The sequence below is a fragment of the Chryseobacterium ginsenosidimutans genome (genome assembly GCF_024807225.1).
In the GTDB taxonomy this organism is placed as follows: domain Bacteria; phylum Bacteroidota; class Bacteroidia; order Flavobacteriales; family Weeksellaceae; genus Chryseobacterium; species Chryseobacterium ginsenosidimutans.
On the sequence record NZ_JANUCO010000001.1, the window covers coordinates 1,768,861 to 1,782,215 of the forward strand.

Below are 13,355 nucleotides of genomic sequence, written 5' to 3' on the forward strand. Positions count from 1 at the left end.
TAAGTTATTAATTATAAGTTGATCGTTTCGACTGATAAAATGACAATCAACCATAAACGATCAACGATCAACAAAAAAAGATTACTCATTACTCATGAACAGCGTTTGGGAACTTGAAACATTTTACAGAAAGCGCGATATTATCATTATCGGAGCTGGTTTTACGGGACTTTGGTCGGCAATTTCGATTAAAGAAAAATATCCTGAAAAATCGGTTTTGGTTATTGAAAGAAATTCAGTTCCGTTGGGAGCTTCGACGAGAAATGCAGGTTTTGCTTGTTTTGGAAGTTTAACGGAAATTATTGCTGATTCTGAAAAAATGGGCTGGGAAAAAACGTTGGATTTGGTGAAAATGAGATTCGACGGTTTACAGAAAATTCAAATCTATTTTAAAAATTCAGAAATTGATTTTGAATTAAACGGCGGCTTTGAAATTCTTAATGACGATCAACCTTTACAAAAAATTGATGAGGTAAATGAAAAACTAAAATCAATCACCGGAATTGAAAAAACATACTTTTTAAATCAAGATAAAATCAAAGAATTCGGACTCGGAAAATCTGAATATTTAATTGAAAATCCGTGTGAAGGAAGCTTACATTCCGGGAAATTATTACAGAAGTTATTAGAAAAATGCAATGAATTAAAAGTTGAATTCCTTTTCGGAACAGAAGTGGAAAATATTGTTGAAAATGTAGATGAAATAGAAGTTCAATTATCAGAAAACCTTTCGATTAAATCATCCCAAATTATTCATTGTACAAATGCTTTTGCTTCAAAATTTTTAGAAAAGGAAGAAATAATTCCGGCTCGCGGACAGATCATTTTAACCGAACCGATTGAAGATTTAAAACTAAAAGGAACTTTCCATTATGATGAAGGATTCTATTATTTCAGAAACCTCGGCAACAGAATTTTATTAGGTGGCGGAAGAAATCAGGATTTTAAAACAGAAGAAACAACGGCTTTTGAAACCACCGAATTTCTGCAGAATCATTTGGAAAATTTTTTAAAAGACGTAATTTTGCCCGATCAGAAATTTGAAATTTCCCTTCGCTGGTCAGGAATTATGGCGATGGGTTCAGAAAAAACTCCGATTGTAAAACAACTTTCAGACAAACAATTTTGTGCAGTCAGACTTTCAGGAATGGGCGTTGCACTGGCTCCAAAAATAGGGGAGATTGTTGCGGAAATGATTTTTGTTTAAGCCTCGCAGATTTTACAGATTATACGGATCTTTTAACAGGAATTTAATTTTTTTTGCATTAAAATCTGCGTAATCTGTAAAATTTGCGGGAGATAAAAGAATCTGTGTAAATTCGTGAAATCTGTGGTTATAAAACAAATATCCGTATTTTTGCAAAAAATAAACATTCGTGATCAACAACGACCATATAAAAGACATCCAATCCAGAATTGATGACCTCCATAAATATCTTCAGATCGATAAAAAGAAGATAGAAATTGCCAATGATGATGAAAAAACTGCAGCACCGGAATTTTGGGACAACCCGAAAACAGCAGAAGTATTTTTGAAGCAGCTTCGTTCTAAGAAAAAATGGGTGGAAGCTTATGATGAAATCAACACTCAGTTTGAAGATTTACAAGTTTTGATGGAATTTGCCAAAGAAGATCCGGATTCTGAAAAAGAACTGGACGAAAGTTTCCCTCAATTGGTCGAAAAAATAGAAGATTTAGAGTTTAAAAATATGCTTTCCAATGAAGGCGACGAACTTTCTGCGGTACTTCAAATTACAGCCGGAGCAGGAGGTACTGAAAGTTGTGACTGGGCGGCAATGTTGATGAGAATGTATACGATGTGGTGTGAAAAACAAGGCTATAAAATCCGTGAACTGAATTTTCAGGAAGGTGATGTTGCAGGAGTAAAAACCGTGACGCTGGAAATCGAAGGCGAATTTGCTTTCGGTTATTTGAGGGGTGAAAACGGGGTTCACAGATTGGTAAGAATTTCGCCTTTCGATTCTAATGCAAAACGTCATACGAGTTTCGTTTCGGTGTACGTGTATCCTTTGGTGGACGATACGATTGAGATCAATATCAATCCTGCCGATATTTCATTTGAAACGATGAGGTCTTCCGGAGCGGGAGGTCAGAACGTAAACAAGGTAGAAACGGCGGTTCGTCTTCGTCACGCACCAACAGGAATTATCATTGAAAACTCAGAATCGCGTTCGCAGCTTCAGAATAAAGAAAAAGCGATGCAGTTGCTTCGTTCGAGATTATATGAAATGGAATTGGAAGAACGTCTGAAAGCGCGTACCGAAATCGAAGCCAACAAGATGAAAATCGAGTGGGGAAGCCAGATCAGAAATTACGTGATGCATCCTTATAAACTGGTAAAAGATGTACGTTCCGGGCACGAAACTTCCGATGTAGATGCCGTGATGAACGGAAATCTTACGCCATTCCTGAAAGCGTTTCTGATGGCGGATGGAACGGCAGTTTCGGATGATGATATGGAGTTATAACTCAACTTTAAAATTTCGTTAAAATCACATAATAAATTTCGGATTGACATTTATTAATCCTATTTTTGTTACTTATCAAAATGTATGGGAGATTTCAATAGCTGGAAAGATTTATTAAATCCAGAATTTTATATCGATAATGGTGGATTCTGGTTGATTTTATTCATCATTTTTGCCGAAACAGGTTTGTTTGTAGGCTTTTTTCTTCCGGGAGATTCACTGCTTTTCGTATCAGGGATTTATGCGGTGAAAATTATTTCAGAAACTTTCGGATCTACGGGAAGTGATTTCTTAGACACCACGATTCTAGCTTCTTGTGTTGCGATTGCCGCAATTATTGGTAATGAAGTGGGGTATTATTTCGGGCGCAAAACGGGTCCCGCTTTATACAAGAGAAATGATTCTATGCTTTTCAAGAAAAAGTATCTTTATCAAGCTCATGATTTCTTTGAAAAAAACGGAGCTTTAGCAATTATTATGGCAAGATTTTTACCGGTTGTAAGAACTTTTACACCCATCGTTGCCGGAATTGTGAAGATGGATAAAAAAGAATTCTTAAGAGATAACATCATCGGAGCGGTTTTATGGTCGTTTTTACTGATTTTTGCAGGACATTACCTTGATAAATTATTTATGGATCAGTTCGGTATCGACCTTAAAAAGAAACTGGAACTGATAATCATTGTTATCGTTTTAATAACGACAGTGCCGGTAATTATTAAGTTTTTATTCGGGAAAAAACAAGACTTTTCCAAGTATGAAAATCATGATTTCGACGAAGAAAATAAATAAAACAATTCAATACATTATATTGATAACCTGCTTTTTGAAGCGGGTTATTTTTTTATCTGTCATTTTAAGGAAGATCTATTGCCTGAATTTTGAAATGCTTTTTTGGGCAGCTTAATCCGCCCTCCGTTCCCGCTTTTTTGCCTCCGCTGCGCTGCGGCAAAAAGAGCTCCACTCAGGTCGGGCTGCGAGAGATTCAACGGTAAAATCCTTGTCAAGGCTTTAAGCCTTGACAAGGATCAAAAGCCATATACTAAACATTTATCTAACTTCTGAAATTAATTTTTAATCCAATCCAGAATATTAGGATAAATAATACTGTCTCTTTTCTTTTTACTGAAAAATCTGGGTGCATGACCTGTATTTTTCATGAAAATGAATTTATGGGTAATATGTTGAGCCGTTAAAGCTGAATCTAAAGCCAAACCTTGTTTTGGATTCACCAAAAAATCCTGATTTCCCTGAAACAGCAAAGTCGGAACATTAGAAATATTAGCAATCGGACTTGCCTTTTTAAATTCCTCAGACAAATTCTGACGATGAAACTTCGTGCCGACAACCTTTTGAATCGTTGATGAAGAATATTTTGAGTAAAATGAATGCAGATATTCCCGAGAATAAAAATCTGTCGGTCCGCTTAAAGAAATGATTTTTTTAATATGATCGGGATTCTGATAACCGTACAACAAAGCAAGATGTCCACCTGCGCTTTCGCCCAGAAGAATGTAATTATTGGGTTGAAGTTCCGCTTTTTCAGCCAGTTCATTGAATTTTGTGATGACAGAATTGATGTCTTCCAACTGCTCTCTGTACGTGATTTTCTTTGATGTTGAAACCAGCCTGTAATTCATATTAATACTCGGAATATGATTCTTAAAAAGCATTTTCTGAATCTGAATCATATGTTCTTTTTTCCCTAAAGTCCATGCTCCGCCGTGAACGATCAATACAACCGGAGAATTTTCAGGATAATTTGACGGAAGAAAAACATCCATCTTTTGCCTTTTGTGTTCGCCGTATTTTAAGTTATAGATTTTCTGTTCGTTATCCGTTCCCACCCAAACTTTAAATTTTCGTGTATTACATGAGTTTAAAACCAAGCCAATTAACCCTAAAACAAAGAAATGGTATTGAAGAATCAGCTTTTTCATAGAATAAAAGTAAACAAAAATAATGGTAAAAAATAGTCGCAGAATATGATTTTTATGAGTGTAAGATAAGATAACTCCGATTATTCAATGCCGAAATTCTCAATTATTAGTTACAGATTTAATTTGATATTTTCCTTTTATAATTTTACCTTCTTTTTTGGCGAGATAATACAGTGTTAATCCGATTGATAGTAAAAATATTACTGTGATAATCGAATTTTCAATACCAACGGCTCCTCCTGTAAGTATTTTAGGACCATTAAATTTAGACTGAATAATACTTCCCATATCATCTAATCCCGTAAGATTGGAACCATAAAAAGGTTGAGAAAAATTCCAGCCAAAATGGAAGAAAAAGGGTAACCAAATTCTTTTGGTGTAAACAAACAGCATAGCCATTGTAAATCCCCAAACTAAATCTACAAAACAGCTGAAAAGCGTAGAATTAGGATTGAAGACATGCCAGATTTCCAGTATCATTCCGATGATGATCGCAACATTTGTACCCAACCAATTCTCGAGTTCCCGTACTATCAATCCTCTTATAAACAGATCTTCGATTAAGGCGGCAACCATTAACAAAGTAAATAATTTCAAGGTATAATGAGCCGTTGTTATCCCTATGATCTGATAATATCCTAATAAATATAAAATGATAATAGATAAGGAAATCGTCAAAAATCCACCAATAAAACCGCCAAACATTTCTTTTGGAAAACGCTTTAGAGAAAGTTCGGTAATTTCTCTTTTATCATAAAAACGGAATAAATAATAGTAGGAAGACAGCAGAACAAAAAAAGAAATACAATTTATAATAGGATCTGCAATGCTTTTCTCTGTAATAAAACTGTAAAAAATAGGCTTTGATACAAGATTTTGAATTCCTACAAGAAGAGAAAAACAAATTCCGATTCCTAAAATGATTTTAGTAATGGGAAAATTAATAATTTTTTTTATCATTTGATTTATGTTCGAAATTAATAGATTGGACGAAAAGTATTCCATATTGTTACAAAAAACTTCAATCCGTAACTTTTATTCTTATCAATCATCGGTATAATTGCTAAATTTGAAAATCTTTGGTACAAATAAAGATATAATTAAGAAGTGACTTTTGATAAACCTATCATCTTCATAAACTCTTGAAATTAATGTTTTCTAAAACAATCTAAAAATCGAATTAAATAATTATTTTTGCTCTTTAACAATTATTAAAAAAACATTAAAAATTTATGGCATCTGGTTTTTTTGCGATTTTGGACGATATTGCGGCTTTGATGGATGATGTGGCGGTTACGAGTAAAATAGCAACTCAAAAAACGGCAGGAATTCTGGGCGACGATTTGGCTGTAAATGCTGAAAAAGCAACAGGTTTCCTTTCTTCTAGGGAAATTCCTGTATTGTGGGCGATCACAAAAGGCTCATTCATCAACAAATTGATTATTCTGCCTATTGTTTTTTTACTCAACTGGTTGTATGCTCCGGCAATTAATTATGTATTGATTCTGGGAGGATTGTATCTGGCTTTTGAAGGGGTTGAAAAAATTATAGAGTTTCTTTTTCACCGTGACAAAGAAGGTCATGAAGTGGTAGAAGAAATTGTAGAAGATGAGAAAAGTGCTGAAGACCTAGAAAAAGCAAAGGTGAAATCGGCAATTACTACAGATTTTATTTTATCGATTGAGATTGTAATTATTGCTTTGGGAACGGTATTGGAAGAAAGTCATCCTTTTATTACGCAGATTTTGGTGACTAGTTTGGTTGCATTTATTGCGACTGTAGGCGTTTACGGAATTGTTGCGCTTATTGTAAGAATGGATGATGCAGGATTTAAATTAATCAAAAAAAGCAATGATAAAGGGTTTTTCGGTAAGCTTGGTCATTTATTGGTAAAGGCTTTACCTATTGTTATTAAAGCTTTGGGAGTGATTGGTACAATTGCTTTGATTATGGTTGCCGGTGGTATTTTTGCGCATAGAGTAGAATATTTTCATCATGTGTTACCATCTTGGTCGTCGAATGAAATTCTTACTATTTTAAAAGAAATTATCCTTGGACTTGCAGGCGGATTGGTTGCAGTTGCCCTTTTCACCATGGGAAAAGGAATCATTTCTTTGGCTAAACGTAAATAGAATATTGATAAATAATAAATAAAAATCTCGGTTTCAGGAATTGAAACCGAGATTTTTTATGTTTACTATAAAGTTTTAGAATACATTAATCTTTCCCGTTCATGGCTTTAATCAAACCATTTTTATCGTAGAAAAGTTCTCTTACTTTGATGCTTCTCAGGTTATTTTGTCCACCGGAAGGTTGACTGTCGTGATAAAATAAATACCACTTATTATCGATCTCAACAATGCTGTGATGCGTTGTCCATCCAACAACCGGACTCAAAATTTCACCTTGAAAAGTAAATGGTCCGTAAGGTGTACTACCGATTGCATAAACGATTTTATGCGTATCTCCGGTGGAGTAGGAAAGATAATATTTGCTGTTGTACTTGTGAATCCAGACTCCTTCGAAAAATCTGCGGTCATGATCTCCGGCTTTCAACAGGTTTCCCTTTTCATCCAAAATCTGAATATCTTTCGGCTCTTCTGCAAATTCAAGCATATTTTTACTTAAAAGAGCAATTTTTGGAGACAATGCATTTTCTTCTTTATTTGGTTCTTTGGAGTCTGCTAAAAGCTTATTATTTCTATATTTTTCTAATTGACCGCCTTTTAAGCCACCGAAATAAATATAATATTTGTCATTATCGGCTAAAACCGCAGGATCAATGCTGTAACTTCCTTTAATCGGATTTTTTTCAGATTTGAAAGGACCTTCAGGCTGATTGGAAACTGCGACTCCGATTTTAAAGTTTCCTTCTTTGTCTTTTGCCGGAAAATAAAGATAATATTTACCATTTTTTTCGACGCAGTCAGGAGCCCAAAGTTGTTTTTCCGCCCAAGGAATATCTCCCAGCTTTAATGCAATCCCAAGATCTTTTGCTTTTTCCTGCTGCATATTATCCAATGACAAAACATGATAATCTTTCATATCGTAATGTCCGCCATTCGCAGGATCAATTACTTCTGTTTTAATATCATGAGAAGGATAGATATAGATTTTTTTATTAAAAACATGCACTGAAGGATCTGCAAAATACAAATCGTTAAATAAATATTTCGGACTTTCTTGTGCGTAACCGATTGCACTGAATAATAAAAAGATCACAGAGTATTTCATGGAACGAATTTTCGTAATTATTAGGCTTAACTTTTATTTTGATAGTTGGAAATCGCAAAGGCGCAACATACTATTTATACAATGTTTTAAGACGCAAGGATTTTATCTATGATAAAATTTCTACCGTTTTTATTGTAAAATGTTTGCTGAAAATCTTCGATTTTCTTGCGCCTTAAAAGTGGGATAAAACAAAAAACGTTGCGTCTTGTGATTTCCAACAAAAAGAATCGAAAATTTTCAACAGATTTATTATCTACGAAAATATAATTTTTTTAGTTTAATTGATAATTCATAATGACCAGTCTTACAATAAAATGAACAAAATCCTGTTCTGCCTCATTTCTGTTGATGAGTTGATTTTTGTATTCGTAAGATTCTAAAACTTTTAATAATCTTTTATAGATGTCAAGATCGCCGTCTTTAATTTTAATTTTGACATTCCCGTCTTTTCTTTGGATGATTTGGTCGTCTAAAGTTCTTACTTTAAATACAACCTCACATGATTTCGGCATAAGACCAAAATATCTTTCGACGATATTAACTTTGAAAGCATCAAAATAAATTGTATTGAAAACAAGGTTATTACTAGATTCTGGTGTACGGAGTTGAAGCTTATAGTTCATGAGAAATGTGTAATGAAGAAAATATATATATTCAAATTTAATAAAAAAAGATTATTCTTAACTTAAAAAAGAGACTTTAAAAAAGCCTCTTTTACGATTTTAGTTGAATAAATCTTTCACTTTATCGAAGAAAGTCTTTTCCTTTCCGGAGGGTTCTGCAACCATTTCTCCGCTGGACATCTGTTTTTCGAAGAAGTCTTTTTGTTCTTTCGTAAGCTTTTGTGGCGTCCAAACATTAATGTGAATGAACATGTCACCTTTGCCATAGCTATCGATACTTGGAAGACCTTTCCCTGCCAATCTTAAGATTTTTCCGGATTGAGTTCCTGTGTCAATAGTGATTTTTACTTTTCCACCTACCGTCGGAACTTCTTTTTTTGTTCCTAAAGCCGCTTCTGCGTATGAAATATATAATTCCTGGTGAAGATTATCACCTTCTCTTTTAATTACTTGATCGACTTCTTCTTCCACGATCACCAATAGATCGCCCGGAATTCCGCCAAAAGGAGCATCGTTACCTTTTCCTCGTACATTCAGCTGGATGCCGTCTCTTGCACCTGCAGGAATATTGATCGTGATTTCCTCTTCATCTTTTACCAGACCTTGAGCATTCGCTCCAGCCGGAATTTTATCGGCAACTTTCCCGATTCCCTGACAAGTTCCACAAGTTGTCTGAGTCTGCATTTGACCAAACATCGTGTTCATTACTTTCATTTGAACACCAGAAACCGCCACAAGTAGGACACGTTTTTGAAGTAGCACCTTCTGCCATCTTCATCTTTTTAACTTTGATGGTTTTCTGAGTACCGTTTACCATTTCTTCAAGGTTCAGCCTGATTCTGATTCTTAAATTAGAACCTTTCACTTGCTGACGACCGCCGCCGCCACCAAATCCTCCGAAACCGCCACCGCCGAAAATATCTCCAAACTGGCTGAAAATATCTTCCATGTTCATTCCGCCACCGAAACCGCCGCCGCCGTATCCACCGTTTCCGCTCATTCCTGCATGACCGAACTGGTCGTATCTTGCACGTTTTTGCTCGTCACTTAGAACCTCGTAAGCTTCTGCAGCTTCTTTAAAGCTTTCCTCGGCTTCCTTATCTCCCGGATTTTTATCTGGGTGAAATTTGATCGCCATTTTACGGTATGCTTTCTTTATTTCGTCGGCTGAGGCAGATTTGCTGATCTCAAGAACCTCGTAATAATCTCTTTTTGACATGTCTTTTTATAATTGATTATTGATAAATGAAGCCTGTTGCCTAAAGCTATTGCTCACAGCATTTATCATTTATTAATATTAATTACCGGTAACTACTTTTGCAAAACGGATCACTTTATCACCCAAAGTATATCCTGTTTCGATTACGTCTACGATTTTCCCTTTCAAATCTTCTGATGGAGCAGGAATTTGAGTAATCGCTTCATGGAAATCTACATTAAAACCGTCTCCGGCTCTTACTTCCATTATTTTCAATCCTTTTTCGGTTAATTTATTTTTGAATTTATTGTAAATTAATTCTACCCCTTGTAGATCGGCAGGATTTCCGTTTTTAGCAATCTCTTTAATCGCTCTTTCAAAATCATCTAAAACACCAAGCATAGAAACCATCATATCCTGATTAGCATACTGGAAGAATTCCATTTTTTCTTTTGAAGTTCTCTTTTTATAATTTTCAAACTCAGCGTACAATCTGATGTAACGGTCTTTTTCTTCTGCCAAAAGTTCCTCAGCAGTAGGTTGAGCTGTCACATTTTCTTCAATTGTTGCTTCGTTCTGGATATTTGTATCTTGTTGATTATTGATGCTTTCTTCGTTGATATCCTGATTTTCCATATTTCAATCTTTATTTTCCTTTTTATTGACAAAGATTCTGCCAAAGGAAAAAACCGTGACATTTAGGCAGAAACTAAGGTGAATGGAGAAAAGGAAACGGTCAATTTTTCGGATTTTTTAATTCTTTATTTGATGATCCGCTATTTGATAGTTTTTTTTGGAGCTATTTCCAGCTATCCACTCATACTCCTCGCACAGCCGCATTTTCCTTCGCTTGCTGTGGGGTAACCGTTTCTATCTGGGCTAGGAAATAATGCTGTTGAAATATTGTTGAAATTTAGTTCGTTGAGAGGAGCGATAGTAGGTTTATACTGAGTTTGTCGAAGTAAAGCAATCTTTTAAATTAAGAAATAAATTCACATTCTTATTATCCATCAAGTTTGTCATTCCAGAGGAATCTAGGCTCGTTTTGTAGAGATTGAATTGTGAAAATCATTGTTGAGATTCCTACGGAATGATCTGTGTTAATATGCAAGTTATTTAGCAGAAATCTGTCTGATATTTTTCTTTGCTTTTTCCAATGGCAAATATCTGTTTTATCAGTTTGTTGGCGATGGCTATTTTTATAACACGCTCGGGTTTGCCTTTTGCTTTTAGACGTTCATACATTTCCTTACATTTGGCATTCCATCTTTTTGCACTCCAACTACATAAATAAAGCAGTTTTCTGATTTGAGCATTACCCATTTTGCAGATATGGCCTCTTCCTTTTACGCTTGTTCCGCTTTGATAGATCCTGGGACTGAATCCCACAAAGGCAATCAGCTGCTTGTAATGTTCGAATTTCTCAAAATTGTCTGTAATCAGACACATCATCATCGCTGTTTGTTTTCCTACTCCCGGAATAGTCTGTAGATTTTCCATCGTTTCAGAATATTCCTCCATCGAGAGTCTGTCCATTTCCTTCTCCAGTTTTAATATCTTATTTTCCAAATATTTGATGGAATTATTGATCTCCATTCTCAAAAATTTGTCCAAAAATCCACTAGAACCAAAGGCTTCCAACTGTCTTTGATTCTGATGAACCTGTTTTATGAGCATTTCTTTCCGACTATACAATTGGCGGAGTTTATTGGCGTTTTCACTCGCCGGATTCCACTTCCTCAATTCATATTTTTCTGCATATTCCGCAATGGTCTGGGCATCTTTCTTGTCCGTTTTTGCCCGATAAAGATTGGTCTGGGAAAATCGCTTGATCACCAAAGGATTCATCACAGATATCTGCATTCCCATTTTGGATAAAAACTCTGCCAAAGGAAGATAGTAACTTCCCGAAGCTTCCATTACAACCCAGTCTTCCGGCTTTATAAGTTTTAATAATTTCTTAAATCCTGAAACATTGTTCTCAAAAACGTAATGCTTCCAGATTTTATTTTCTAAAAAACCCACATCAAATGTTTGTTTACTAATGTCAATTCCTATAAATTTACACATACAATATTTTTTACCGAGAAGAAATACTACATTAGCTTATCTATCCTGAATGCAGGCTTTATAACCTAATGATCTGTTCAAGCTTTTGTAGCAAAGGGTAAAGGAACTTACATTCCGTTCTGTCTGTGAGACTAATGACAATTTGTAGCTTTTTTCTTTACCCTAACTTCTCTTTGTTTATTCATTAAAGTTATTACTTTGCAAACATAGGATGACAAACTTTGCGGTTGTTTCGAAATGTTGAGAGAACGACAAAAATCCTAGCCCCGATTGTAGAGAAAATCCTTTTTTGAAAAAAAAGATTGCAACGGAAAGCGGGAAATAGCTCCAAAAAAATGAGTAATTTCTAATGGGTAATAATTGAGATTGCTAAAAATTATTAATTTCCAAAAAACGTCTGATACAACAAATAAAGGTTTAGAATAATGATAACAAAAGAAATAATCCAAACAGATATTTTCATGATCGGTTTGTTGACAAATTCTCCCATTTTTGCTTTATCGCTCGTAAACATCACCAACGGAACAACCGCAAAACTCAATTGCATCGATAGAATAACCTGGCTCAACACCAATAATTCTGTCGTGCCTTCTTCACCATAAAGAATAGCAACAATTAAAGCAGGAATCACGGCAATTAATCTTGTAATTAAACGTCTTAGCCAAGGTTTTAATCTGATGTTTAAGAAGCCTTCCATTACGATTTGTCCGGCAAGAGTTCCTGTTAATGTAGAATTTTGACCGGATGCCAATAAAGCAATCGCAAAAACAATACTTGCCATCGACGCGCCCAAAATTGGCGTTAACATTTTATACGCATCGTGAATGTCTGCAACGTGTTTATTTCCGGTTACATGGAAAGTAGCTGCAGCGAGAATTAAAATGGCAGCATTAATAAAAAATGCCAACATCAGAGAAACCGTACTGTCTAACGTCGCGAACTTTATGGCTTCTTTTTTACCTTCTCTGTCGCGATCGTAATCTCTCGTCTGAACGATACTGCTGTGTAAATATAAGTTATGAGGCATCACCGTTGCGCCTAAAATCCCAATCGCAATATAAAGCATCGCAGGATTCTGAATAACTTCTTTTTGTGGAACTAACCCACCTAAAAGCTCATTGATGGCAGGTTGGGAAATAATTAATTCATAAACGAAACAGGCAAGAATAATGAAAATAAGACCACCGACAATACTTTCGATCCAGCGGAAACCTTTTGACTGAAGCAAAAGAATAAATAAAACATCAACCGTAGTAATTACAATTCCCCAAGTCAACGGAATATGGAAAAGTAAGTTTAAAGCGATCGCAGAACCGATGACTTCAGCAAGATCGCAGGCTGCAATGGCAATTTCACAGAAAACCCAAAGCATAAAATTGGTTTTCGGACCAAAATGATCTCTACAAGCCTGAGCCAAATCTCTTTCTGCAACAACGCCCAATTTTACAGACAAATGCTGTAAAACCATAGCAAAAATATTCGAAATCAAAATCACGGAAAGTAGAGTATACCCGAATTGTGCACCTCCGGCAATATCCGTCGCCCAGTTTCCGGGATCCATATATCCTACGGCAACCATTAATCCGGGACCTGCAAAAGCCAGATATTTTCTCCAGAAACTACCATTTTTCGGAACTTTTACAGAAGCATAAACTTCTGATAAAGAGTGTGATGTTTTATCTTTTCGCCAAGCGGATTTTAAATTCAGATTCATAAATGTTAGAAATGACTAACAAATGTAATTAAATAAATGAAATTAAGAAAATTATAGATGAAAAAATCCCGGAAAATATTTTCCGGG

The 13,355-nt window shown here is 35.2% G+C and carries 11 protein-coding genes and 1 pseudogene; 4 read left to right on the forward strand and 8 right to left on the reverse strand.

Annotated features, from left to right (window positions below):
- Window positions 1-94: 94 nt before the first annotated feature.
- The 3 genes from J3D55_RS08530 (at window position 95) to J3D55_RS08540 (ending at window position 3,281) form a co-directional block, all read left to right on the forward strand.
- Window positions 95-1,207, forward strand: a complete 1,113-nt coding sequence (locus tag J3D55_RS08530) for an NAD(P)/FAD-dependent oxidoreductase (RefSeq protein ID WP_259130365.1) — start codon at window positions 95-97, stop codon at window positions 1,205-1,207.
- Between the two features lie 169 nt (window positions 1,208-1,376).
- Window positions 1,377-2,489 (forward strand): peptide chain release factor 2, encoded by a 1,113-nt coding sequence (gene prfB, locus J3D55_RS08535; RefSeq protein WP_259130367.1) that lies wholly within the window; start codon window positions 1,377-1,379, stop codon window positions 2,487-2,489.
- Window positions 2,490-2,573: 84 nt separating this feature from the next.
- Window positions 2,574-3,281: a DedA family protein gene (locus J3D55_RS08540; protein ID WP_259130368.1), complete on the forward strand. Its 708-nt coding sequence runs from the start codon at window positions 2,574-2,576 to the stop codon at window positions 3,279-3,281.
- Between the two features lie 275 nt (window positions 3,282-3,556).
- On the opposite strand, the gene J3D55_RS08545 is transcribed toward J3D55_RS08540, so the two are convergent.
- Together J3D55_RS08545 and J3D55_RS08550 are read right to left on the reverse strand one after the other, a co-directional pair.
- Entirely contained in the window at window positions 3,557-4,429 is an 873-nt protein-coding gene (locus tag J3D55_RS08545) for an alpha/beta hydrolase (protein ID WP_259130370.1), read from the reverse strand.
- A gap of 99 nt (window positions 4,430-4,528) precedes the next feature.
- Entirely contained in the window at window positions 4,529-5,389 is an 861-nt protein-coding gene (locus tag J3D55_RS08550; protein ID WP_259130372.1) for a CPBP family intramembrane glutamic endopeptidase, read from the reverse strand.
- 272 nt (window positions 5,390-5,661) lie between these two features.
- On the opposite strand from J3D55_RS08550, the gene J3D55_RS08555 reads away from it, so the two are divergent.
- Entirely contained in the window at window positions 5,662-6,561 is a 900-nt protein-coding gene (locus tag J3D55_RS08555) for a DUF808 family protein (protein ID WP_259130375.1), read from the forward strand.
- Between the two features lie 85 nt (window positions 6,562-6,646).
- Here J3D55_RS08555 and J3D55_RS08560 read toward each other — a convergent pair whose 3' ends face one another.
- The 6 genes and pseudogenes from J3D55_RS08560 to J3D55_RS08585 form a co-directional block, all read right to left on the reverse strand.
- On the reverse strand, window positions 6,647-7,663 hold the full coding sequence (locus J3D55_RS08560) for a glycoside hydrolase family 43 protein (protein ID WP_259130378.1): 1,017 nt from the start codon (window positions 7,661-7,663) through the stop codon (window positions 6,647-6,649).
- 272 nt (window positions 7,664-7,935) lie between these two features.
- Complete coding sequence (locus J3D55_RS08565) at window positions 7,936-8,286, reverse strand: prevent-host-death protein (RefSeq protein ID WP_259130382.1); 351 nt, start codon at window positions 8,284-8,286, stop codon at window positions 7,936-7,938.
- A gap of 99 nt (window positions 8,287-8,385) precedes the next feature.
- A pseudogene (gene dnaJ, locus J3D55_RS08570) lies at window positions 8,386-9,505 on the reverse strand (molecular chaperone DnaJ).
- A 78-nt stretch (window positions 9,506-9,583) separates the two neighbouring features.
- Entirely contained in the window at window positions 9,584-10,120 is a 537-nt protein-coding gene (locus tag J3D55_RS08575; RefSeq protein WP_259130385.1) for a nucleotide exchange factor GrpE, read from the reverse strand.
- A 480-nt stretch (window positions 10,121-10,600) separates the two neighbouring features.
- Complete coding sequence (locus J3D55_RS08580) at window positions 10,601-11,554, reverse strand: IS110 family RNA-guided transposase (RefSeq protein WP_259130207.1); 954 nt, start codon at window positions 11,552-11,554, stop codon at window positions 10,601-10,603.
- Between the two features lie 379 nt (window positions 11,555-11,933).
- Entirely contained in the window at window positions 11,934-13,268 is a 1,335-nt protein-coding gene (locus J3D55_RS08585) for an Nramp family divalent metal transporter (RefSeq protein ID WP_259130386.1), read from the reverse strand.
- Window positions 13,269-13,355: the final 87 nt, after the last annotated feature.

Bases quoted from the DNA above. Each gene is read 5' to 3' on its own strand.
- J3D55_RS08585 (WP_259130386.1), bottom strand. From the start codon at position 13,268: ATGAATCTGAATTTAAAATCCGCTTGGCGAAAAGATAAAACATCACAC.
- J3D55_RS08530 (WP_259130365.1), top strand. From the start codon at position 95: ATGAACAGCGTTTGGGAACTTGAAACATTTTACAGAAAGCGCGATATT.
- J3D55_RS08560 (WP_259130378.1), bottom strand. From the start codon at position 7,663: ATGAAATACTCTGTGATCTTTTTATTATTCAGTGCAATCGGTTACGCA.
- J3D55_RS08550 (WP_259130372.1), bottom strand. From the start codon at position 5,389: ATGATAAAAAAAATTATTAATTTTCCCATTACTAAAATCATTTTAGGA.
- J3D55_RS08540 (WP_259130368.1), top strand. From the start codon at position 2,574: ATGGGAGATTTCAATAGCTGGAAAGATTTATTAAATCCAGAATTTTAT.
- J3D55_RS08545 (WP_259130370.1), bottom strand. From the start codon at position 4,429: ATGAAAAAGCTGATTCTTCAATACCATTTCTTTGTTTTAGGGTTAATT.
- J3D55_RS08565 (WP_259130382.1), bottom strand. From the start codon at position 8,286: ATGAACTATAAGCTTCAACTCCGTACACCAGAATCTAGTAATAACCTT.
- J3D55_RS08580 (WP_259130207.1), bottom strand. From the start codon at position 11,554: ATGTGTAAATTTATAGGAATTGACATTAGTAAACAAACATTTGATGTG.
- J3D55_RS08575 (WP_259130385.1), bottom strand. From the start codon at position 10,120: ATGGAAAATCAGGATATCAACGAAGAAAGCATCAATAATCAACAAGAT.
- J3D55_RS08555 (WP_259130375.1), top strand. From the start codon at position 5,662: ATGGCATCTGGTTTTTTTGCGATTTTGGACGATATTGCGGCTTTGATG.